Genomic DNA, 21511 nt, shown 5'->3' with positions numbered 1-21511 from the left:
GTGATTGAACAACGGCTGGGCGGGGGTATATTCGTCACTTACCCCCGGCCAAATAGACCCGCAATGAAACTCGACCCGCAGGACCTCGCTCAGATCACCGCCACCACGGTCGGCCACTACAACGAAGTGGCTGACGACTTCCGCGAAGGCACCCGTGACCACGACGTGAGCCAGAACATTGCCGCGCTGCTGCGGCATATCGAAGGTGCAGCACCGTGGCAGATTCTGGATTTCGGCTGCGGGCCGGGACGCGACCTGAAAACCTTTAGCGCCATGGGTCATGTTGCAGTGGGCCTGGACGGCGCCGAGCGTTTCGCCGACATGGCCCGCGCCGAGACCGGCTGCGAAGTCTTGCAGCAGAACTTTCTCGAACTCGACCTGCCGGCCGAGCGCTTCGACGGCATCTTCGCCAATGCGGTGTTGTTCCACGTCCCCCGCCAGGAACTGCCACGGGTCTTGCGCGAACTGCACGCAACGCTGAAACCGGGCGGGGTGTTATTCAGCTCGAATCCAAGGGGCGAGAACCAGGAAGGCTGGAACGGCAGCCGCTATGGCGCTTATCACGACCTGGAAACATGGCGCGTGTTGCTCACTGACGCAGGCTTCACCGAACTCGAACACTACTACCGCCCCGAGGGCCTACCCCGTGAGAAGCAGCCCTGGTTGGCGAGTGTGTGGCGTAAGGTATGAGGTATTGCGGCGCTTGAGTGGACGCTTTCGCGAATAAATTCGCTCCCACACAGAGTTTTTGTCGCGCGTGAGTTTCATGTCGAGGGCACAAGACACTAGCGGGACTCGGATGCAGCACAGGGTGCAGGCTTAAGTACGAGCCCTTGTCATCAATTTGCCAATGTAATCCATCAGCTTCTGATGCTCGCCGCTAGGATCTCCTTCGAGTGGTCTTGCGGAAGCAAAACCTTTTAAATTTTCGTACCCAAGCACCTGAAAGGATGAATACCCGGGCGCCTCTCCAACTGCAATGGCGCGTAATTTATAAATCGTGGCGCTGGATAACTCGTCGAACGTTTCAGTGACAACTAAGGGTTTGAAGTTAGCAGCCACAAGATTTTTTGTGGAGCGGGAAACCAGTGAAAACCTAATGAGATCATCACTGGGTAAATTGGACACAATACGATCGAGAACATGAGGTGTTCCTGCAAACTTATTAAGATTCCCAAGGCCTCCTAAGTCCATATTGTCAGCCCTTTGCCTGCCCACACTCACGAGGGCCTCGGTATCGGAAAGTTGGGCGGGACGTAACGTTACCTCTGGTATTGAAAGCTGGCGATTTACGGGTATACGCGCTCCTCTGCTGGCCACCGAAGGGCGCATTCTTGGCCTGGTTTTGAGAACCTGTATGGTTCTAAAAATATGCCCATTCGGATCACTCCGATTAACCGGATCGCCCGCACAGTAGGCATACGGATTCAGGCCGCCCTTGCCGAACGGACTCAAACTGTCCGGGCTGTTGAAGCGCATCAGCACCGGGTTATACGCCCGATAGCCGTTGCCCAGCAGATAATGCCCGGTCACCGGATCGGGTTGTTTACCGTTGAAACCGAGCAAGCCGGACAGCGCATTGAATAGTTTACGGTGGCCGTAAGGGGAATAAACGATTGGGTGGTGTTGCTCCGGAGAGATCGCGTGCAACACGGTATTCTGCTGATCCGTGGCGATTAACGCGTTGCTGACCACGGCCTTTGTCTGCTTTTTTTGCGCCAGCAACTGATCGCCCGCCTGCAGGAATCTGCGCTGCTCATCGCCTTGAACTTCCGCAGCCAGTTGGGTGCCGTTATAGAACTGTCGGGAAAGCGCTTGCGCCAAAGGCGTGCGAGCCGCAAGGCGATCCAACGGGTCGTATTGGTAACGACACAGCAAAACTTGATCTGCCATGACTGCACTCACCTATCGTTGAAGAACTATCGTGTTAGCCTGAACCGCTTAGCAGGCATGAGGGGAAAGCCTTAAAGTCGGGATATCTCGATTCCTCTGATGTTGTGGGCGTGTCCTGCGGCATCGCCAGCAGAGCTTCTAGATTTCACCAGCCCTTGGGCCATGTTCGACATCCGTTCAAATGCCCGCCGTGCACTTTCGTCCATTACCTTCCTTGTCGCGATCCTGGCCTGCGCTGCTGCTGCCCTTTGCGCTACTTTGGTGACCACCTGCGCTGAAGTACGCAATCCCAAGGACGGAATGCCTGCAGCTACCGCGACCCACATGAGCGGCTCCAGCGCAGGAGAGTCAGGGTTCACCGCAGCAATAATCTGGCGCGTCGTAAACGCAGTGCTGGCCACCACCTGTGCCGTCGCCCCCACAGCGGTCAGCATCGGCGCAGTAGGGATGGCAGCCCCGCTTTTTAGTGTTTTCGTGACTGCTTTCATGGCGGGCACCGCCGAATAAAGACCGAGCGCTGCCCCCGCGAATCCCAGACCAAGCCAGACAAACCCCAGGATTTGGTTCCTGTCGGCCTTATGCCCGGTCGGATCGCGGTTATTGATCGGATCTCCAATGCAGTAAGCATAAGGATTCAATCCACCTTCTCCAAACGGACTCAAACTGTCCGGGCTATTGAAACGCATCAGCACCGGGTTGTAGGCGCGATAGCCATTGCCCAGCAAATAGTGCCCCGTCATGGGATCGGGTTGTTCGCCGTTGAAGCCGGGCAGGCCTGGCACTGCGTCGACAACGTCGCGATGGCCGTAAGGGGTATAGACCATGCCCAGGTGTTGTTCTGTTGTCACCGTGTTCAGCACAGAGCTCTGCTGATCAGTGGCCGTCAATACGCTGCTGACCCGATCCCCCGCCTGGTTTATCTGCGCCAACCCGTGGCCGCCAGCGTGCAGAAGCGTGTGCTGCTCGGCGCCCTGAATCTCGGTGACCTGTTGAGCGCCCTTATAAAAACGCTGCGCGATTGCCTGCGCCAATGGCGCACGAGCCGCCAGGCGATCCAGCGGATCGTAGTGATAGCGACAGTGTTCGATCGGGTCGGCCATGACAATCTGCTTTCGCCACCGGAGAAACATGGCATTAGCGTGCCCGGCCCTTGATAAGCTGTCTAGCTAGCAGAACTGCTAGGTTTTTCAGCTCCCCGATGCGCCCTGTGCCTCTTCGAAGAAGAAGTCTTTCCAGCTGTCAGCTTTGTTTTTCAGCACGCCCAGTTCCTGCAATTTGCTGGCATAGATAAAGGTGCGCTGAGGGGTGATGGTGAATTCGATTTCCGGGGCTTCGACGATTTTTTCGACGAAGGCCAGGGGCAGTTTCGATTGTTCTAGGCGGATGTAAGTTTGGGCAGCGGCGGGCTTGTCGGCCTTGATGATTTGCTCGGCTTCAGCCAATGCGTCATAGAAAGCCTTGTAGGTCTTGGGGTTTTCGTCGTGGAATTTTTCGGTGGTGTAGAGCACGTTGAACGTGGCCTGGCCGCCGAGCACGTCATAGGAGCTGAGCACCTTGTGGACGTTCGGGTTTTCCAGCTCCTGATACTGGAACGGCGGGCTGGAGAAGTGCGAATTGATCTCCGATCCACCGGCGATCAACGCCGAGGTGGCTTCCGGGTGCGGCAAGCTGACGGAAATGGTATCGAAGCGTTTGAAATCAGCATCGCCAAACACTTTGGCGGTCTCGATCTGCAACGTGCGCGACTGGAAGCCGACACCTGCGGCGGGCACCGCAATGCGATCCTTGTCAGTGAAGTCTTTCAACGACTTCACGTTCGGATTGTTGCTGAGCAGGTAGTTAGGCATCGAGCCCAGCGAAGCGATGGCCTTGACGTTCTGTTTGCCCTTGGTGCGGTCCCAGAGGGTCAACATCGGAGGAACCCCGGCCGATACCACGTCCAGCGCGCCGGCCAGCAATGCTTCGTTCATGGCCGTAGACCCCGAGATGCTGTTCCAGTCGACCTTGATGTCCAGGCCCTGCTGTTTGCCGTGTTTCTCGATCAACTGCTGATCGCGCACCACATCGAGAATCAGGTAACCAATACCGAATTGTTGGGCGATGCTGATGCTGCCTTCTGCTTGCGCGCCGCTGCTCAGCAACGCACCGAGTAAGCCGAACGCTGCAGCGAGCGTTGTCAGCGCCGGACGTTTGAAAGAAGGGGTCATGAAATGCTCACAATGAAGAGGGACGTGATGAAAAGGGCGACACGTGTCAGCCTCAGCGCTGCATGCCCCAGCGCTTTACGGTCAGGCGTTCGATGTTGTTGAACAGCAGGTTTTCCACCAGCAAGCCGATCAAAATCACCGCTGCCAACCCGGCGAATACTTTGTCGGTGTACAGCTCGTTGCGGTTCTGAAAGATGTACCAGCCCAAGCCGCCTTTACCCGACGAGGCGCCAAACACCAGCTCTGCCGCGATCAACGTGCGCCAGGCGAAGGCCCAGCCAATTTTCAGCCCGGCCAGAATCGACGGCAGCGCGGCGGGGATCAGAATGAACCAGACGAAGCGCAGGCCCTTGAGACCGTAATTGCGCCCAGCCATGCGCTGGGTTTCCGAGACACCGAGAAAACCCGCGTACGTATTCAGCGCCAACGCCCACAGCACTGAGTGCACCAGCACGAAAATCAGGCTCTTCTCACCCAGGCCGAACCACAGCAGCGACAACGGCAGCAAGGCAATCGCAGGCAGCGGGTTGAGCATTGCGGTCAGCGTGCTGAGCAGGTCGCGGCCCAATTGCGTCGACACCGCCAGCGTCGTCAAGCCGAACGCAAGGACGATGCCGATCAGGTAGCCCTTGATCAACACGGTCAGGGAAATCCACACCTTGCTCAGCAGTTCACCGGTGATGATGCCGTCGTAGAAAGCGGCGGCGGTCTGCAAAAAGCTCGGCAGCAGCAGGTCATTATTTTGCACTCGCGCAGCCAGTTCCCAGATCACCGCCAGGGCGATCATGATCACGCTTTTGCGCACCCAGCTCAGTTGCCAGACGCGTTGCGCCAGCGGGATATCACGTACCAGAGCTGCCTGTGTGAAAGGCGCCAGCGTGACCTCATATTCCTGTCGGATACTCATGCTCGAATTCTCTTGGGTTCAGTGCCCTGTGGCGATCATGTGTAGGAGCTGCCGAAGGGGTTCGGCGTTTCAGTACGCGATACGCACATCCTGGAAGGCCAGTTTGCGGTCCACCGGCTCGGTCCCAGCCTCATCGAACAGCAGGCGATGAATGCGTTGCGCGGTGTTCTGAAAACCCACACCGCCGAGACTTTTCAGGTCGTACTGATGGCTATTGATTTCAGCGCGTACCCGGCCCGGGTGGGGCGACAACAGCAAAATCCGATTACCGACCACCAGCGCTTCTTCGATGGAGTGGGTGACAAACAACAGGGTGAAGCGCACCTCGTCCCACAGCTCCAGGAGCTCTTCCTGCATCTTGCGTCGGGTCAGCGCATCGAGGGCGGCGAAGGGTTCGTCCATCAATAGGATTTTTGGCTGCATGGCCAAGGCGCGAGCAATCGCCACCCGCGCTTTCATCCCACCAGACAAGGTGTGCGGGTACGCATCGGCAAAGGCACTCAGGCCGACTTTGTCCAGGTAATAACGCGCCCGCTCTTCGGCCTCGCGACGCTTGAGGGTGCGGGAAGCCACCAGCGGGAAAATCACGTTCTGGATCACGGTTTTCCACGGCGGCAGTTGGTCGAACTCCTGGAACACCACGATCCGGTCCGGGCCGGGCTCTTTGATCTGCACGCCCGCCAGACGGATCTGCCCTTCGCTGGGCTGAATGAAGCCAGCCACCGCCTTGAGCAAGGTGGATTTGCCGCAGCCCGAGGGGCCGAGCAACACGAAACGATCCGCCGGGTCGATTTCAAAACTCACTTGATGGGTCGCCCGCACCACCCGCTCGGGGGTGCGGTATTCCAGGCTCACACCCTGGACTTGCAACAAGGGCTCAGCGGTCAGCTGATTGACCTGTTGCGCGATTGAGCTATCGCTGGCCGTGTGGCCCTGCAAAAGAGCATTCATGAAACAGCTACCTCGATCAGAGCGGCGCATCACCTTGAATGGTGGTGCGGAATAACTTGCGGCGCAGTTCAGTGGGGCAACCTGCAGCCAAATGGATCAGCGAGCGGTTGTCCCAGAACACCAGATCATGGGGCTGCCATTGGTGACGATAGACATGCTCTGGACGCACGCTGTGGGCGTAGAGCTCATCCAGCAACCGGCGACTTTCGTCTTCCGGCAGGCCGACGATGCGTGTGGTAAATCCTTCGCTGACGAACAACGCCTTGCGCCCGGTTTCTGGATGGGTGCGCACAATCGGGTGAGTCACTTCGGCCACTTGTGCAAGCTGCTCGGACGTCAGCGCCGGGCGCCAGTTGACGGCGTTTTTGCCTTCGCTGTAGCGCGAGGTGTAGGAATGCACCGCCGAGCGGCCTTCGACCGCATCGCGCAATGCTTGCGGCAAGGTGTCCCAGGCAAGGTGCAGATTGGCGAACAACGTGTCACCGCCTTCGTCAGGCAGCTCCTGGGCGTGCAGCATCGAACCGAGGCTCGGCAGTTCCTTGTAGGACAGGTCCGAGTGCCAATACTTGCCGGCATCGCCCAGGCCAATCGGCTGACCGTCCTCGACGATGTTCGAAACGATAAGAATTTCCGGGTGATTTTTTAGCAGGAACTGCTTGAGCACATGGATTTGCAGGACGCCGAAACGCCGACTGAAATCAATCTGCTGTTGCGGGGTGATGTGCTGATCGCGGAACACGACAACGTGGTAGTCCAGATGTGCCTGATGAACGCGAGCGAAGTCCGTGTCATTGAGTGGCCGGGATAAATCCAGCCCTACGATCTCCACGCCCACGTTTCCGGGCAAAGGCCGTATATCGAAGAGTTGATCGGCGATGTGAGCGAATGAGGACGTTTGGGAGACTGCTGGCATGAGAACTCCGACTCCAGGTGTGCTGGGAAATAAGAGCCATGACTTTATAGGTATAAGAAACTTAATTTAAATATCGTTAAAGAATATAGATAGTGCTGATTACGCTAGCGGCCAGGATGGCCGTCAGGCCTTGGCGTTTGATACCCCTGCAGACGAAAACCCTGCAGATGCAAAAACGCCGACGCAAATGAAAGCCGCCGGCGTAAAAAAACGTTAACGCTTGAATTCAGATCAGAACGCCGGCAGCACCGCGCCGTCGTACTTCTTGGCAATGAACGCTTTGACTTCAGGGCTGGTCAGCGCCTTGGCCAGTTTCTGGATCGCGTCGCTGTGGGCGTTGTCTGGACGCGCCACCAGGAAGTTCACATAAGGCGAATCAGCGCCTTCGAGAATCAGTGCGTCCTTCTTCGGATTGAGCTTGGCTTCCAACGCGTAGTTGGTGTTGATCATGTCCAGATCAACCTGGTTGTAAGCGCGCGCCAACATGGCCGACTCCAGCTCCTTGAACTTCAGGTTCTTGGGGTTGGTCTTGATGTCTTTAGGCGTTGCCAGTGCGTCAGTCGGGTTGTTCAGGGTGATCAGACCGGCTTTTTGCAACAGCAGCAGTGCACGGCCGGCGTTGCTGCCTTCGTTTGGAATGGCAACGGTCGCGCCGTCTGGCAGGTCAGCCAGGGATTTGTATTTGGACGAGTAGCCGCCGAACGGTTCGACGTGAACGCCAACGACGGTGACCAGATTAGCATTCTTGCCTTTGTTGAAGCCTTCCAGGTACGGCTTGGTCTGGAAGTAGTTGGCATCGAGCTTCTTCTGGAAAACCTGCAGGTTCGGCTGCACGTAGTCGTTGAAGACTTTGATTTCCAGGTCCACGCCTTCTTTAGCCAACTCAGGCTTGATCAGCTCAAGAATCTCGGCGTGTGGAACAGGTGTAGCGCCGACGACCAGTTTTTCACCGGCATGGGCCAAGCCAACCGAAAGTGCAGCGGCGAGGGCGGTCAACAACAACGTCTTTTTCATGCGGTGTCCTTAGCGAAAATCGCGATCGTCACAAACGACGGCTTATCAGTGAGTTGCCGCTGATCATTGGTTAAACCTTATGAATTCAGCGGCGTGAAGCGGACATTACCGACATTTCTTATTCCATGACAATATTTTTTATGCGATTGCTTATGCTTTTTTGTGCTGAGTGCGGCTAAGCGCCAGTAGCCGCACGCGACACAGGCGTCTAACGCTGGGTTTGCGACAGACGTTGGCTCAGGCGCTCCAGCAATCGTTGCAATTCAGACAGCTGACCGGGTTGTGCTGAAGTGAGCAATTGTTCCGCCTGTTGCTCGATCTGCGTCAGGGGGCTCACGCTGTCGGGCAGGTTGAGATGCTCGGGGAGAATTTCATCACCACTGCTGACCAACAGCGCGAAGTGGATAACGTTCTCTAGCTCGCGGGTATTGCCCGGCCAACTGTGCCGCTCCAATACCTGTTGCGCGGCTTCACTGATCAGTGGCACCGGCAAACTCAAACGCTGGCTGTAGATGCCGATGAAATACTCGGCCAATGACAAGATGTCACCCACTCGCTCGCGTAACGCGGGCAGGTCCAGTCGACCTTCGCTGAGGTAGTGATAAAGCCGCTCGTTAAATTTACCGACGGCCACCGCCTGTGCCAGATCGATGCTGGTGGCGGCGACTAGGCGCACGTCCACCGGGCTGGGTTGATGGGCGCCAACGCGGGTCACTTCATGGGTTTCCAGTGCCGCTAACAATTTGACCTGTATCGGCAATGGCAAATCGCCGATTTCATCCAGGTACAAGGTGCCGCCGTTGGCCGAGCCAAACCATCCCGCACGACTGCTGGCGGAGCTGTTGTGGGCGCCAGCGGCATAACCGAACAACTCGGCATCGGCGTACGTCGGGCTGATCGCCCCGCAGTTCACTGACACGAATAAGCCGCCACGGTCGCTGGCACGATGGATATGCCGGGCCAGCAACTCCTTCCCGCTGCCGGTCTCGCCACGGATCAGCACCGGTAATGATCGCGGCGCCAGTTGCTCGAGCGCTTCGCGCAACTGACGCGAGCGTGGGTCGACGAACACCAGCGCCTTGGCGCGAATGCTCAGCGGGCTTTTTTCCGCATCGGGGAAGGTCAACAACGGCAGACCAAAGGTTTCGTGAAAGCTCATGGCAAACTCCCGCCTGAGCCCTTGCGGCGACTCATGCGTTAAAAATAGACAATAGGGCCCTGGGGCTGGCGTAAAAATGATTGAGATCGATGGATGAGTGAAGCGCGACACTTGCCGCGCCAATTGAATTTAAGCGCGACGCCGAGCGTGTTGTTCCATACGGTTTTGCAAACGGTACAGATAGGCGAATCCCTGCTCCCAACGCTGATGGCCAGACTTCACATTGATATGCCCCGCGCCACTGAGAATGCCTGCTTCAGCGCCCCAGTGACGGGCCAGTTCCAGCGCACGCTGAGTACTGACCGCTGCGTCGTTATCCGAACTGACCACCTGGGTCGGGAATGGCAGCAGGTGCGCCGGAATCGGCGCGAAATTGCGTAACGCTGGCGAGCAGTTCGGCCGTTCAACGTCTGCCGGCGCCACCAGCAAGGCACCGCGTACCTGACGCAGCGACTGCAACGGCGCAAGTTCGGCCCAATGCGCAACGGTGATGCACCCCAGGCTGTGAGCGATCAGGATCACCGGCGTACTGTCAGCGGCAATCGAACGCTGCAATTCACCTACCCAATCCTCGCGCCGTGGTTTAAGCCAGTCGGCCTGCTCCACGCGCGCGCTGTTGGGCAAACTGTTCTGCCAATGCGACTGCCAATGGTCGTCGGGCGACCCTTGCCAGCCTGGCACGATCAGATAGCGGATCGACTCGTTACTCATGGGATGCGCCCCCTGCCTGTTTGCGTTCATGGGCAAAGTATAAGGACGCGGCATATATTCGTTAAGGAATAAGAAGCTATTTATTAAGCTCTAAAAAGAATAACAAGGTCGGCCTGCGTACAAGCTATCGCTCAGGCGTTGACTGTTTGGGTCTGGCGCCGTTGCAAATAGATATAGAACAACGCCGTCAGCACGGTCAGAACCCCGACCGCAGCGCCGGTCCAGGGCAGGTCGGCGAGGTCGGCGCCGCTGGCAACCACCAGGCCGCCGATCCAGGCACCGGCCGCGTTGCCGAGGTTGAAGGCGCTTTGATTGAGGGTTGAACCCAAATTCGGCGCATCGCTGGCTTGGTCGATGATCAGCAGTTGCAGAATCGGGCACAGCGCGAACGCCACCACGCCCCACAGCAGCAGGGTAATAGCGGCGGGAATGACTGAGTGGCTGGTCTGGCTAAACAGCGCCACGATCAGTACGACGGCGATCGACATACCCACCAGCGCGGGCAGCAGACGACTGTCAGCCAGTCGGCCTCCGAGCATGCTGCCGCCGGTCAAGCCCAGGCCGAACAACAGCAACATAATGGTCACGCCATGTGGGCTGACGCCGGTGACGTCGCGCAGAATCGGCGCGATGTACGTGAACACGCTGAACAGGCTGGTGGACGCCAGTACGCTCATGGCCAGTGCCAGCAACACATTGGGTTTGCCCAGTACGCGGAATTCGCTGACCAGATTGCTCTTTTCCATGGGGATTTCCTTGGGCAGCCAGACCATTTGTGCAATCACCGCGACCACACCAATCACGGCCACTGCCCAGAAGGTCGAACGCCAGCCCGCGTATTGCCCGAGCGCCGTGCCCAATGGCACGCCCAAGACATTCGCCAGGGTCAGGCCGGTAAACATCAGCGCGATGGCCTGCGCGCGTTTGTTCGGCGCCACCAGGCCTGCCGCAACCACCGAACCGATACCAAAGAAGGCACCGTGGCACAGGGCGGTAATCACCCGTGCGGCCATCAGTGCGGCATAGGTCGGTGCCAGTGCACAGAGAATATTGCCGAGGATGAACATCAGCGTCATGCCCAGCAACGTGGCTTTTCGCGGCATGTTCGCGGTAGCAATGGCGAGGATCGGCGCACCGAACACCACGCCCAGCGCGTAGCCGGTGATCAGTAACCCTGCATGGGGAATGCTGACGCTCAGATCATTGGCAACCTCAGGCAGTAACCCCATGATCACGAATTCGGTGGTGCCGATGCCGAAAGCGGCAACGGCGAGTGCAAGCAAGGCGAGTGGCATGCGTAGAGGCTCCTTCTTTAGGGATAGGGTCTTGACGTCCCGATCAGGCATGCGCAGGCGAACGACAGAACTCGATCCGGTGAAGGCCGGGTTCGGTAGCAGCAAAAATTATTGGAATAGTTAGGGTGCGCAACTGGGTGTGACGTAATCGGTGTCAGTATATCCAGCTGCTGATAGATGGCGAATCAATTGTCCCCAGCGGTAACCTTCCCGATAGCGACCCTTTTGAGCAAGGAAGTGCCCCGTGCTGGCGACGGCTTTGGTGTTGATTGCAGCCCTCTTGCATGCGACCTGGAATACCCTGATCAAATTCAGTGGCGAACGGCTGTTGGTCATCGCCAGCATGGATGGGGTGGCGCTGGTTTTCGCCGTATTGGCGTTTGGCTTCGTGACGCCGCTGCCCATTGAAGTCTGGCCATGGATGCTGGCCTCGGCCGCTTTCGAACTGCTCTATCGTGTCCTGCTGATCAGGGCGTACCGAGTGGGCGATCTGGGCCTGGTCTATCCGTTGATGCGCGGGCTTTCACCCGTGGTGGTGTTGGGGCTGACGCTCATGTTTGCCGGCGAGTCATTGAGCGCGCAACAAATCCTCGGCATTTTGTTAATCCCGTGTGGCATGGCCTGCCTGCTGTGGCAGGGCGGTGGTGGAGAGCGTTTGCCCTGGTCGATGCTGCCGGTGGTTGGGCTGATAGGCCTGTGCATCGGTTGCTACACGTGGATCGACGGCCAGGCACTGAGGCTCGGCGTGCAGCCATGGGACTATCTGGTATGGCTGACGTTGATCAGTGCCTGGCCGTTTCCGTTGCTGGCGATGTGCAACAAGCGTCAGGCATTTACCTTGTTTTGGCGTGAACAATGGCGGCTTGGGCTGAGCGTCGGGCTGTGTGTGTTGTTCAGCTACGCTCTGGTGCTATGGGCCATGCAACTGGGGTCGGTGGCAGAGGCCGCGGCCTTGCGTGAAATCAGTGTGGTGTTGGTGGTGCTGTTCGGCATGCGCTATCTGAAAGAACCTTTCGGTCGGCCCAGGCTCTTAGTGTGTGGGCTAGTGTTGCTCGGGATGTTTCTGATGAAGCTGAAACTATAAGGATCTGCTTATGACTCCTGCTTTCTGGTGCGTATTGATCGCGATATTCCTGCCTTACCTGTGTACCGGTGTGGCCAAGTTCAGCGGCGGCAAGTTCGGTCTGCGGGAGAACCATGACCCACGCGCCTTTCTCGATAACCTCGAAGGCGTTGCCAAGCGCGCCCATTCGGCGCAACTCAACAGCTTTGAAGTGACGCCCGCATTTGCCGCAGCCGTGATCATTGCCGATATCGTGGGCAATGCCCAAGCGGTCACCATCGACGTGCTGGCTGTGGTGTTCATTACCAGTCGTCTGTTGTACATCATTTGTTATCTGGCGGACTGGGCCGCTCTGCGCTCGCTGGCCTGGGCCATTGGCATGGGGATCATTGCGGCGTTGTTCATCGTTTCGGCGTGAATGCAGCACTGACTGCGGCAACGGTGCGCTTGGCCTTTTGCGATGAGCCGAGGATACTGACCGCCGTTTTCCCCAGCCTGTAGCCATCATGACCTTGAAAAGACTTTCCGTTGTATTGTTGGCCTGCCTGACTCTAAGCGCCTGCGGCGGCGTCGACCCGAATTCACCGTTGGGTCAACGCAAGGCGATTTTCAAACAGATGCTCAAGATCAATGAAGACCTGGGTGGCATGCTGCGTGGGCGCGTGACGTTTGATGGTCAGCGCTTTACCGACGGCGCGATCAAACTCGACAGCCTGGCTCATGAGCCATGGAAGCATTTCCCTGCGGTCAAGGAAGCCGACCATAGCAGCGCCAAGGATGACGTCTGGCAACAGCAGGCACATTTCCAGGACCTGGCTCGCTCGCTTGAGTCAGCAACCGGGGGCCTGGTTCTCGCCACCAATGCCAAGCCCTTCAAGGCCAGCACCCTCAACCCGGCGGCGCAAAAAGTCGACGATGCGTGCGAGGCTTGCCATAAAGCGTTTCGCGATCATTGATTGAGCCCAGCACGCGCTATTCACTCAAAAACCAAAGATAAATCAAGACCTCAGTGGGAGCGAATTCATTCGCGAATGCGTTGGGTCAGGCACCCATGATGTTGGATGTGCTGGCCTCTTCGCGAATAAATTCACTCCTACAGACCCAGTTTGTTGGTCGACATCTCTTATCAAGCTAGATGTAACTGATTGAAATATAAGGGTGGGTTTTCTACAGTCTGTAGGAGCTGACTTGTCTGCGAAGACGCTACAACACGGTCTACCAGACACACCGCGCCGCATGGCCTTCGCAGCGGGACGCGTAGTTACGAGACTGCGCGTCCCGGTCGCTCCTACGCCCTGCGGGCAGAAGCTGGACCGAGTTTGCTGCGCGACAGCGCGGCGTCGCAGACGCGGCGAGGCCTCCTATCAATCATCGCTCGGCTCAACCTTCTCCAATTCCAGTTGCGCGTCTTGCAGGTCTTTGCGCGACTGGGCGAGTTTGTCTTTGCGCTTGTTGACCTTGTCCGGATCGCCTTTGCTCATCGCCTTGGTCAGGTCCGATTGGCGACGGCTGACGTCGTGCTTGCCATCCAGCACTTTCTGTTCGAGTTGTTTGAGCAAGGAGGCATCGGTGCAGTTGGCCGTCACTTCGCTCAAGGCTTTTTCCAGACCGGCTTGCTGGTCGCTGTTACCGTTGGCCTTGGCGAGTTCGATCTGGGTGCTGATGTCCTGACGCTTGGCGGCACACCCTGTCAATTGAGGGACCTCTTCGGCGGCGAACAGCGGTGCGGCCAACAGGCTGCACGCCGTGAACAGGATCAGCGGTGACAAGCACTTCATAGGGGCTCCTTTGAAAATAGTGACGCGATAAGCGAACGAAGACTCGCTTGTCCCTGAAAAATAACGTTGACCTAAAACCCTTCTATCCCGTGCATCCGCAATTGCTCACTCAATGCCTGAACCTGCGGATCTTGAAAAAACGCATTGAGCTGTACGGCCCTTCCCGGACCGATCCCCGGCTGACTTCGCCACTGTTCGACGCTTTTGGTCGCCAGTTCACTCCACTGGTGACCCAGGTCGACCTCCGCGGTCGGTGGTAATCCGAGCGCTTTAACCCAGCGATGAAACGGTTGTTGTCGGGCGTTTTGAAAGCTGCTGAGCAGTTTAGCGCTGTTGCGCTCGGCAAGACCGGGAATGTTAGCAAGTTGCGCTGCGTCAAGGTTCATCCAGTCGAGCAGACCGTTAATACGCTCGGCCCTGAGCAATTTATCCCACGTGCCGGGGCCCACGCCGGGTAACGCCAACCCTTGCTTGCCACTGAGCCAGACCAGTCGCGCCTGAAACTGGCTTTCGCATCCAGGGCTCCGTTGCCAGCAACTGAGGGGGTGGTAGTCGCTCGCCAGTGGCACGTTGAGCTCAGCCCGTTCAACGTTGCGTGACACCACACTGTCCAGGCGCGGGATGGTCAGTCCTGCGAGGCTGACTGCAATGTGGTCGCCGGGGCGAATGTCCAACTGTCGCCAGCGTGGCAAGGAGCCGACGCTGACGCGTTTGACGTGCCGATCATCCAGACGCACCGGGTCGAGGTCCAGTACCGGTGTGATTCGACCGCTACGCCCGATATTGAAATTGACTTTGCGCACCTGAGCAACCACTTGGGCATAGGGGTATTTCCAGGCGGCAATCCAATAAGGCGCCTTGGCTTGCCAGCGCTGTGCAGAAGGACGCTGGCTCTGGCGCATGACCACGCCATCGGTGGCGAAGGGCAGGGCGTTGCGGTACCAGTACTCGCGCCATTTTTGTGCTTGAGCGAAGCTGTGCAGAGGTTTGCTATACAGCGCGCTGTCGGTAAACCCCATGGCGCTCAACCCGGCGAGGCGTTCGCTCAGGTGTTCCGGTCCATTGGGCCAGTCCCAGACGAACAGGCCTACGTTTGCGGCTTCGTCTGCGCTGATTGCCTTGCGCGCGAGCAGCCCGGCGACCTTGCTGCGAGCGCTCAGGCTGCCGGCAGTGGCTTGCACGTGATCTTGCAACCGCCAGTACAACTCACCTTGCAGCACCAAACTTTCCGGCCAGGGCAACTGCTGCGCGATGGCGGGTAACTGGAGCGCGTTATGGGTCCAATCCTGCCCCTTGAGCCCGTCGCCACGGCTGATGACCTGCTGCAGTTGGCCATTTTCATACACCAGCGTGACCGCGACCCCGTCGACCTTGGGCTGAATCCACACCTCCTCGCGGTCCTTGAGCCAGGCGTGCACGGCGCGTTCGTCGCGCAGTTTGTTCAGCCCTGTATGGGGGATGGGATGCGCGAGCGGACCGGCCGCTGTTTTCAGCGGATTATCTTCAGGCGTCTTCTGCGCAACACAACCACGCCACAGCGTTAAACGTGCGCGAGACTGGTCATAAAGCTCATCCGCGACCTGGGAAATCCCCAAGCGGTGATAGCTATCGTCCCACTGAGTGATTTGCTGTTGCAGGGCGACTGTTTCGGTTCGGACCTTGGTGGGAGGCCAGTCCGGGCAGGTATCGGCGTTGACGGTTAACGAGGCGAGGGCGAAAACAGCGCTGGTCAATACACGCAAAAAGGGCAGCATCGAAGCATCCTTGCTTGGAGGGATGCCTTGAGGCTAGCTGCTGCGTTGGGTGGAAGAGCATTGACTGGTTACAGGACTTTGCAGTACCCGTGATGGCGGAGAGATTTCCAGCAGACATAAAAAAGCCCCCGCCGACCGAAGTCGATGGGGGCTGTTTCTAGCCTGAAAACTGACGCTATTACAAACCGGCAGCAGCGCGCAGGGCGTCGGCGCGGTCGGTGCGTTCCCAGGTGAAGGCGGTGAAGGTGTCATCGCCAACGGTCATTTCTACTGGCGTGCGACCGAAGTGGCCGTAGGCAGCAGTGGCCTGGTACATCGGGTGCAGCAGGTCGAGCATGGTGGTGATTGCGTAAGGGCGCAGGTCGAAAAGCTCACGCACCAGGGCGATGATTTTCGAGTCTGGCAGCTTGCCGGTGCCGAACGTGTTCAACGAAATCGAGGTAGGTTGTGCAACGCCGATGGCGTAGGACACCTGGATCTCGCAACGCTCAGCCAAGCCTGCGGCAACGATGTTTTTCGCCACGTAACGACCGGCGTACGCTGCGGAACGGTCAACCTTCGATGGATCCTTGCCGGAGAACGCGCCACCGCCATGACGGGCCATGCCGCCGTAGGTGTCGACGATGATCTTGCGACCGGTCAGGCCGCAGTCGCCCACGGGGCCACCGATAATGAAGTTGCCGGTAGGGTTGATGTGGAACTGAGTGTCTTTGTGCAGCAGCTCGGCTGGCAGTACGTGTTTGACGATCAGCTCCATCACGCCTTCGCGCAGGTCTTTGTAGGACACTTCCGGGTTGTGCTGGGTGGACAGCACGATCGCGTCGATACCCACGACCTTGCCGTTTTCATAGCGGCAAGTGACCTGGGATTTGGCATCCGGACGCAACCACGGCAACAGGCCGGATTTACGGGCTTCGGCCTGACGCTTGACCAGCGCGTGGGAGAAGGTGATCGGTGCAGGCATCAACACGTCGGTTTCGTTGCTGGCGTAGCCGAACATTAGGCCCTGATCGCCAGCGCCCTGATCTTCAGGCTTGCTGCGGTCAACGCCTTGGGCGATGTCCACCGACTGCTTGCCAATGATGTTCATCACGCCGCACGTCGCGCCGTCAAAGCCGACGTCGGAGCTGTTGTAGCCGATGTCGAGAATAACGTTACGGACGATGTCTTCCAGGTCGACCCAGGCCGACGTGGTCACTTCACCCGCGATGATCGCTACGCCGGTTTTGACCAGTGTTTCGCAGGCGACGCGGGCAAACTTGTCTTCGGCAATAATGGCGTCCAGAACCGCATCGGAAATCTGGTCGGCGATTTTGTCCGGATGCCCTTCGGACACGGATTCGGAGGTGAAAAGTGAGTATTCGCTCATATCGACGGGTTTCCTGAATTTACCGATGGTGAGTGTTGCCAGCCGGTCGCTGAAAGTGGCGAACCTGGATCTGGAAACCATTACGTAGCCCTACATAAAGGCTTTCCCCGGGAACGAGTCCCGCAGCAGTGGCCCAACGGGCCAGATCATCCTGTTCAAAACCCAACCAGAGATCGCCGCAGGCCTCCTTGGCCCAACTCTGGTCGTGGCTACACAACTCTGTCACCAACAGGCTACCGCCTGGTTGCACCAGGTGGGCCAGCTGTTTAAGTGCTTCGGCCGGTGCAGCAAAATGGTGAAGCACCATATTCAATACAACGCAGTCGGCGCGCACAGTGGCGTCGCTCAAGGCGTCGGCCAGTTGCAGCTCGACATTGCCCAGCGCTTCGCGCTCGCAGACCTGGCGGGCCAGTTCCAGCATCGCCGGGCTGTTGTCCAGCGCGGTGACGTGGCGAAAACGCCGTGCCAGTTCCGGTAGAAAACCACCATCGCCCGGGCCGACTTCCACCGCAGTGGCGTCGCTGCCAAAGCTCAGTTTGTCCAGAAGCGACAGCAGGCTTTCTCGATACTGCGCCAGACCTGCGATCAAGTCCTGCTGAGCGCGAAATTTTTCCGCGACCCGCGCGAAGAAGTCCTGACTGGCCGTCGCCCGTTGCCGGTGCACCAGGCCAATACGCGCCTGGACATCGCCGGGTAACCTCAGGTTATCCACTTCATCGAGCAACGCCGCGTGCAGCCTGCCGCCCAGCTGTTTCGTGTGGGGCAGGGCGCGGCGATAAAAAATCGCATTGCCTTCGCGGCGCGTTGCGACCAACTCGGCCTGAGACAGCACCTTTAAATGGTGGCTCATGCCGGATTGACCTATAGCGAAAATCTGCGCCAGCTCCAAAACCCCGAACGAATCGTTGGCCAGCGCGCGCAGCACATTGAGTCGCAGCGGATCGCCTCCGGCTTTGCACAAGGCAGCCAGATCGTCGCTGTCATCATGGCGGATTGCAGGCATGCGAAGGTTCATAGGGCTGGCAGTCTAGAGAGCGCCCGATCGTCTCGCAAGAGCAATATCAAAAAGTTTTGATATTGCTCGATGGGTGGCGCTCGTCAGGCGCATTCGGTGCCGCGTGAGTACGCCAGACAGATCTGTGTCTGAGGAATATCTGGTTTGACCCTGCAATAACGTGGGCAACGCAGGAAAAACGCCCTCCAACGACTATCTATCATTGCCCCGAAGCAGTGCCTGAGGGAAAATGCTCACCTTTTTTCCGATCCCATCCTTTCAGTTCCAGGAGATCAGCGATGCCCAGCCGTCGTGAGCGTGCCAACGCCATTCGTGCCCTCAGCATGGATGCTGTGCAAAAAGCCAACAGCGGCCATCCCGGTGCCCCTATGGGCATGGCGGATATCGCCGAAGTTCTTTGGCGTGACTACCTCAAGCACAACCCGAGCAACCCATCGTTCGCCGACCGTGACCGCTTCATCATGTCCAACGGCCACGGCTCGATGCTGGTTTACTCGCTGCTGCACCTGACCGGTTACGACCTGTCCATCGACGACCTGAAAAATTTCCGCCAGTCGCACAGCCGTACGCCGGGTCACCCTGAATATGGCTACACCCCAGGCGTCGAGACCACCACTGGTCCCCTGGGTCAGGGTTTGGCCAATGCCGTGGGTTTTGCCATCGCTGAAAAAGTGCTGGCCGAGCAGTTCAACCGTCCGGGCCACAACATCGTCGATCACCACACCTACGTGTTTCTGGGTGATGGCTGCATGATGGAAGGCATTTCCCACGAAGTCGGCTCGCTGGCCGGTACGCTGGGTCTAGGTAAACTGATCGCGTTCTACGATGACAACGGCATTTCCATCGATGGCGAAGTCGAAGGCTGGTTCACTGACGACACGCCGAAGCGTTTCGAAGCCTACAACTGGCAAGTGATCCGTAACGTTGACGGCCACGATGCCGAAGAAATCAAGATCGCCATCGACACCGCACGTAAAAGCGCACAGCCCACGCTGATCTGCTGCAAGACCACCATTGGTTTCGGTTCGCCGAACAAGCAAGGCAAGGAAGACTGCCACGGCGCCCCACTGGGCGACGCAGAAATCGCGCTGACCCGCGCTGCGCTGAAATGGAATTACGGCCCTTTCGAAATTCCGGCAGATATCTACGCCGAATGGGACGCCAAGGAAGCGGGTCTTGCTGTAGAAGCCGAGTGGGATCAGCGTTTTGCTGCCTACTCCGCCGAACACACGGAACTGGCCAACGAATTGATCCGTCGCATGAGTGGCGAGCTGCCGGCTGATTTTGCCGAAAAAGCCGAAGCCTACATCGCCGAAGTCGATGCCAAGGGCGAAACCATCGCCAGCCGTAAAGCCAGCCAAAACGCATTGAATGCCTTCGGTCCGCTGCTGCCTGAGTTCCTCGGCGGTTCGGCTGACCTGGCAGGCTCCAACCTGACCATATGGAAAGGCTGCAAGAGCATCACGGCTGAAGATTTTGGCGGCAACTACCTGCATTACGGTGTTCGCGAATTCGGCATGAGCGCGATCATGAACGGTATTGCCCTGCACGGCGGTTTTGTACCGTACGGCGCGACCTTCCTGATCTTCATGGAATACGCACGCAACGCAGTACGCATGGCCTCGCTGATGAAAAAACGCGTGCTGTTCGTCTACACCCACGACTCCATCGGTCTGGGCGAAGACGGCCCGACGCACCAGCCGATCGAGCAACTGGCCAGCCTGCGTGGCACGCCGAACCTTGATACCTGGCGCCCGGCAGATGCCGTGGAATCGGCAGTGGCCTGGAAGTATGCGATCGAGCGCAACGACGGTCCATCGGCACTGGTGTTCTCTCGGCAGAACCTGACCCATCAATCGCGCAACGCCATACAATTGGCGGAAATCGCCCGTGGCGGTTACGTGCTGCGCGACTGTGCGGGCGAGCCTGAGCTGATCCTGATTTCCACCGGTTCCGAGGTGGGTCTGGCCGTACTGGCTTATGACAAACTGACCGAGCAAGGCCGCAAGGTGCGCGTGGTTTCCATGCCGTGCACCAGTGTGTTCGACGCTCAGGACGCGATGTACAAGCAAACGGTTCTGCCGTTGCAAGTCAGCGCGCGTATCGCCATCGAAGCCGCTCACGCGGACTACTGGTACAAATACGTTGGCCTGGAAGGTCGAATCATCGGCATGACCACCTTTGGCGAGTCGGCACCTGCGCCGGCCTTGTTCGAAGAGTTCGGCTTCACCCTGGAAAACATCCTGGGTACAGCTGACGAGCTGCTTGAAGACTAAGAAGTAACGCGTCCCCTGTAGGAGCTGCCGAAGGCTGCGATCGACCGAGAATCGGTCGTGGCTTTTGGTGCACAGAAGGTCCTTCGGACCTTATCGCAGCCTTCGGCAGCTCCTACAGGTTCTCTGCAATCCTTCACGCGAGAACCCCATGCCTCAGCCACGCCTCTATAAAGTTGCTCTCAACGGCTACGGCCGAATCGGTCGTTGCGTCTTGCGCGCGCTCTGTGAACGAGGGGCGAAGGCCGGGTTCGAAGTGGTTGCATTGAACGATCTGGCGGACATCGCCAGTCTCGAATACCTCACGCGCTTCGATTCCACCCACGGTCGCTTTCCTGGCGAAGTGCGGGTCGAAGGCGAATACCTGTACCTCAACGAGCACGGCATCAAGGTGCTGCGCAGCGCAACCCCTGAAGGGATCGATTGGGCCGGGCTAGGCGTTGATCTGGTGCTTGAGTGCTCGGGCGCCTACAACACCCGGGAAGATGGCCAGCGCTTTCTCGATGCGGGCGCACCCCGGGTGCTGTTCTCGCAGCCGATGGCCAGCGAAGCGGATGTCGACGCCACCATCGTGTATGGCATCAATCAGCAAAAGCTGACAGGCGCCGAGTTACTGGTGTCCAATGCGTCCTGCACCACCAATTGCAGCGTGCCGCTGTTGCGCTTGCTCGATCAGGCCATCGGTCTGGAATACATTTCGATCACCACCATCCACTCGGCGATGAACGATCAACCGGTGATCGACGCCTATCATCATGAAGACTTGCGTCGCACACGGTCGGCCTTTCAGTCGATCATTCCGGTGTCCACTGGTCTGGCGCGTGGTATCGAACGGCTTTTGCCGGAACTTGCCGGGCGAATTCAGGCCAAAGCAGTGCGTGTCCCAACCGTTAACGTCTCGTGTCTCGATATCACGATGCAAACAGCGCGTGATACCGATGCTGCCGAGGTCAACCGGATACTTCGCGAGGCTGCCACCAGCGGCCCGTTGAAAGGGTTATTGGCGTACACCGAACTGCCGCATGCCAGCTGTGACTTCAATCATGACCCTCATTCGGCAATTGTCGATGCCAGTCAGACACGCGTTTCCGGCCCTCGGCTGGTGAACCTGCTGGCCTGGTTCGACAACGAATGGGGTTTTGCCAATCGAATGCTCGACGTCGCCGATCACTATCTGCGCGTTGCTCACAAACAACAGTAAACCAGGGA

Annotated in this window: 20 protein-coding genes; 6 read left to right on the top strand and 14 right to left on the bottom strand. The window is 58.2% G+C overall.

Features of this window, described 5'->3' with window-relative positions; all coding sequences use genetic code 11:
• Window positions 1–63: 63 nt before the first annotated feature.
• Complete coding sequence (locus tag AC1ME2_RS12210; protein WP_480441449.1) at window positions 64–690, top strand: class I SAM-dependent methyltransferase; 627 nt, start codon at window positions 64–66, stop codon at window positions 688–690.
• 129 nt (window positions 691–819) lie between these two features.
• On the opposite strand, the gene AC1ME2_RS12205 is transcribed toward AC1ME2_RS12210, so the two are convergent.
• From AC1ME2_RS12205 to AC1ME2_RS12160, 10 genes are all read right to left on the bottom strand, one after another.
• Window positions 820–1893 carry an RHS repeat-associated core domain-containing protein gene (locus tag AC1ME2_RS12205; RefSeq protein WP_480441447.1) on the bottom strand — a complete coding sequence of 358 codons (1074 nt, stop codon included), beginning with the start codon at window positions 1891–1893 and terminating at the stop codon, window positions 820–822.
• A gap of 71 nt (window positions 1894–1964) precedes the next feature.
• Window positions 1965–2993: an RHS repeat-associated core domain-containing protein gene (locus AC1ME2_RS12200; RefSeq protein ID WP_480441445.1), complete on the bottom strand. Its 1029-nt coding sequence runs from the start codon at window positions 2991–2993 to the stop codon at window positions 1965–1967.
• An 87-nt stretch (window positions 2994–3080) separates the two neighbouring features.
• Window positions 3081–4100 carry an ABC transporter substrate-binding protein gene (locus AC1ME2_RS12195; RefSeq protein ID WP_480441444.1) on the bottom strand — a complete coding sequence of 340 codons (1020 nt, stop codon included), beginning with the start codon at window positions 4098–4100 and terminating at the stop codon, window positions 3081–3083.
• A gap of 52 nt (window positions 4101–4152) precedes the next feature.
• Window positions 4153–5007, bottom strand: coding sequence for an ABC transporter permease (locus tag AC1ME2_RS12190; RefSeq protein ID WP_480441443.1), 855 nt, complete (start codon window positions 5005–5007; stop codon window positions 4153–4155).
• A 69-nt stretch (window positions 5008–5076) separates the two neighbouring features.
• A complete protein-coding gene (locus tag AC1ME2_RS12185; RefSeq protein WP_480441442.1) occupies window positions 5077–5958 on the bottom strand; it encodes an ABC transporter ATP-binding protein in 882 nt (293 codons plus the stop codon).
• 16 nt (window positions 5959–5974) lie between these two features.
• Window positions 5975–6871, bottom strand: coding sequence for a TauD/TfdA dioxygenase family protein (locus AC1ME2_RS12180; RefSeq protein WP_480441440.1), 897 nt, complete (start codon window positions 6869–6871; stop codon window positions 5975–5977).
• A 231-nt stretch (window positions 6872–7102) separates the two neighbouring features.
• Window positions 7103–7885, bottom strand: a complete 783-nt coding sequence (locus AC1ME2_RS12175) for a MetQ/NlpA family ABC transporter substrate-binding protein (RefSeq protein ID WP_480441438.1) — start codon at window positions 7883–7885, stop codon at window positions 7103–7105.
• 208 nt (window positions 7886–8093) lie between these two features.
• The gene (locus tag AC1ME2_RS12170) at window positions 8094–9044 is read right to left on the bottom strand and encodes a sigma 54-interacting transcriptional regulator (protein ID WP_480441436.1); all 951 of its coding nucleotides are present in this window, start codon (window positions 9042–9044) and stop codon (window positions 8094–8096) included.
• A 129-nt stretch (window positions 9045–9173) separates the two neighbouring features.
• Entirely contained in the window at window positions 9174–9755 is a 582-nt protein-coding gene (locus AC1ME2_RS12165; protein WP_480441434.1) for an alpha/beta hydrolase, read from the bottom strand.
• Window positions 9756–9886: 131 nt separating this feature from the next.
• On the bottom strand, window positions 9887–11050 hold the full coding sequence (locus tag AC1ME2_RS12160) for an MFS transporter (protein ID WP_480441433.1): 1164 nt from the start codon (window positions 11048–11050) through the stop codon (window positions 9887–9889).
• Between the two features lie 244 nt (window positions 11051–11294).
• On the opposite strand from AC1ME2_RS12160, the gene AC1ME2_RS12155 reads away from it, so the two are divergent.
• From AC1ME2_RS12155 to AC1ME2_RS12145, 3 genes are all read left to right on the top strand, one after another.
• Window positions 11295–12134: an EamA family transporter gene (locus tag AC1ME2_RS12155; protein WP_480441432.1), complete on the top strand. Its 840-nt coding sequence runs from the start codon at window positions 11295–11297 to the stop codon at window positions 12132–12134.
• A 10-nt stretch (window positions 12135–12144) separates the two neighbouring features.
• Window positions 12145–12531, top strand: a complete 387-nt coding sequence (locus AC1ME2_RS12150; protein WP_480441430.1) for an MAPEG family protein — start codon at window positions 12145–12147, stop codon at window positions 12529–12531.
• A gap of 88 nt (window positions 12532–12619) precedes the next feature.
• Window positions 12620–13069 (top strand): c-type cytochrome, encoded by a 450-nt coding sequence (locus AC1ME2_RS12145; RefSeq protein WP_480441428.1) that lies wholly within the window; start codon window positions 12620–12622, stop codon window positions 13067–13069.
• Between the two features lie 408 nt (window positions 13070–13477).
• Here the strand turns inward: AC1ME2_RS12145 and AC1ME2_RS12140 are convergent, their stop codons facing one another.
• From AC1ME2_RS12140 to AC1ME2_RS12125, 4 genes are all read right to left on the bottom strand, one after another.
• Window positions 13478–13891, bottom strand: coding sequence for a DUF1090 domain-containing protein (locus tag AC1ME2_RS12140; RefSeq protein ID WP_480441426.1), 414 nt, complete (start codon window positions 13889–13891; stop codon window positions 13478–13480).
• Window positions 13892–13962: 71 nt separating this feature from the next.
• Window positions 13963–15645 (bottom strand): NAD-dependent DNA ligase LigB, encoded by a 1683-nt coding sequence (gene ligB, locus AC1ME2_RS12135; RefSeq protein ID WP_480441425.1) that lies wholly within the window; start codon window positions 15643–15645, stop codon window positions 13963–13965.
• A gap of 178 nt (window positions 15646–15823) precedes the next feature.
• Window positions 15824–17014, bottom strand: coding sequence for a methionine adenosyltransferase (metK, locus tag AC1ME2_RS12130; RefSeq protein ID WP_480441424.1), 1191 nt, complete (start codon window positions 17012–17014; stop codon window positions 15824–15826).
• 19 nt (window positions 17015–17033) lie between these two features.
• On the bottom strand, window positions 17034–18029 hold the full coding sequence (locus AC1ME2_RS12125) for an ArsR/SmtB family transcription factor (RefSeq protein ID WP_480441422.1): 996 nt from the start codon (window positions 18027–18029) through the stop codon (window positions 17034–17036).
• Between the two features lie 278 nt (window positions 18030–18307).
• On the opposite strand from AC1ME2_RS12125, the gene tkt reads away from it, so the two are divergent.
• Together tkt and epd are read left to right on the top strand one after the other, a co-directional pair.
• A complete protein-coding gene (gene tkt / locus AC1ME2_RS12120) occupies window positions 18308–20305 on the top strand; it encodes a transketolase (protein ID WP_480441420.1) in 1998 nt (665 codons plus the stop codon).
• 148 nt (window positions 20306–20453) lie between these two features.
• Window positions 20454–21503 carry an erythrose-4-phosphate dehydrogenase gene (gene epd / locus AC1ME2_RS12115; protein ID WP_480441418.1) on the top strand — a complete coding sequence of 350 codons (1050 nt, stop codon included), beginning with the start codon at window positions 20454–20456 and terminating at the stop codon, window positions 21501–21503.
• Window positions 21504–21511: the final 8 nt, after the last annotated feature.

It is taken from the genome of Pseudomonas sp. ASL9 (genome assembly GCF_056680335.1).
Note: the sequence above shows the minus strand (reverse complement) of the source record. Positions and strands in the feature narration are given on the sequence as shown.

Coding starts and splice junctions, on each gene's coding strand:
- ligB (WP_480441425.1), bottom strand. CDS start 15,645: ATGCTGCCCTTTTTGCGTGTATTGACCAGCGCTGTTTTCGCCCTCGCC.
- AC1ME2_RS12190 (WP_480441443.1), bottom strand. CDS start 5,007: ATGAGTATCCGACAGGAATATGAGGTCACGCTGGCGCCTTTCACACAG.
- AC1ME2_RS12200 (WP_480441445.1), bottom strand. CDS start 2,993: ATGGCCGACCCGATCGAACACTGTCGCTATCACTACGATCCGCTGGAT.
- AC1ME2_RS12150 (WP_480441430.1), top strand. CDS start 12,145: ATGACTCCTGCTTTCTGGTGCGTATTGATCGCGATATTCCTGCCTTAC.
- tkt (WP_480441420.1), top strand. CDS start 18,308: ATGCCCAGCCGTCGTGAGCGTGCCAACGCCATTCGTGCCCTCAGCATG.
- AC1ME2_RS12170 (WP_480441436.1), bottom strand. CDS start 9,044: ATGAGCTTTCACGAAACCTTTGGTCTGCCGTTGTTGACCTTCCCCGAT.
- AC1ME2_RS12175 (WP_480441438.1), bottom strand. CDS start 7,885: ATGAAAAAGACGTTGTTGTTGACCGCCCTCGCCGCTGCACTTTCGGTT.
- AC1ME2_RS12180 (WP_480441440.1), bottom strand. CDS start 6,871: ATGCCAGCAGTCTCCCAAACGTCCTCATTCGCTCACATCGCCGATCAA.
- AC1ME2_RS12145 (WP_480441428.1), top strand. CDS start 12,620: ATGACCTTGAAAAGACTTTCCGTTGTATTGTTGGCCTGCCTGACTCTA.
- AC1ME2_RS12140 (WP_480441426.1), bottom strand. CDS start 13,891: ATGAAGTGCTTGTCACCGCTGATCCTGTTCACGGCGTGCAGCCTGTTG.
- AC1ME2_RS12195 (WP_480441444.1), bottom strand. CDS start 4,100: ATGACCCCTTCTTTCAAACGTCCGGCGCTGACAACGCTCGCTGCAGCG.
- epd (WP_480441418.1), top strand. CDS start 20,454: ATGCCTCAGCCACGCCTCTATAAAGTTGCTCTCAACGGCTACGGCCGA.
- metK (WP_480441424.1), bottom strand. CDS start 17,014: ATGAGCGAATACTCACTTTTCACCTCCGAATCCGTGTCCGAAGGGCAT.
- AC1ME2_RS12125 (WP_480441422.1), bottom strand. CDS start 18,029: ATGAACCTTCGCATGCCTGCAATCCGCCATGATGACAGCGACGATCTG.
- AC1ME2_RS12210 (WP_480441449.1), top strand. CDS start 64: ATGAAACTCGACCCGCAGGACCTCGCTCAGATCACCGCCACCACGGTC.
- AC1ME2_RS12205 (WP_480441447.1), bottom strand. CDS start 1,893: ATGGCAGATCAAGTTTTGCTGTGTCGTTACCAATACGACCCGTTGGAT.
- AC1ME2_RS12165 (WP_480441434.1), bottom strand. CDS start 9,755: ATGAGTAACGAGTCGATCCGCTATCTGATCGTGCCAGGCTGGCAAGGG.
- AC1ME2_RS12185 (WP_480441442.1), bottom strand. CDS start 5,958: ATGAATGCTCTTTTGCAGGGCCACACGGCCAGCGATAGCTCAATCGCG.
- AC1ME2_RS12160 (WP_480441433.1), bottom strand. CDS start 11,050: ATGCCACTCGCCTTGCTTGCACTCGCCGTTGCCGCTTTCGGCATCGGC.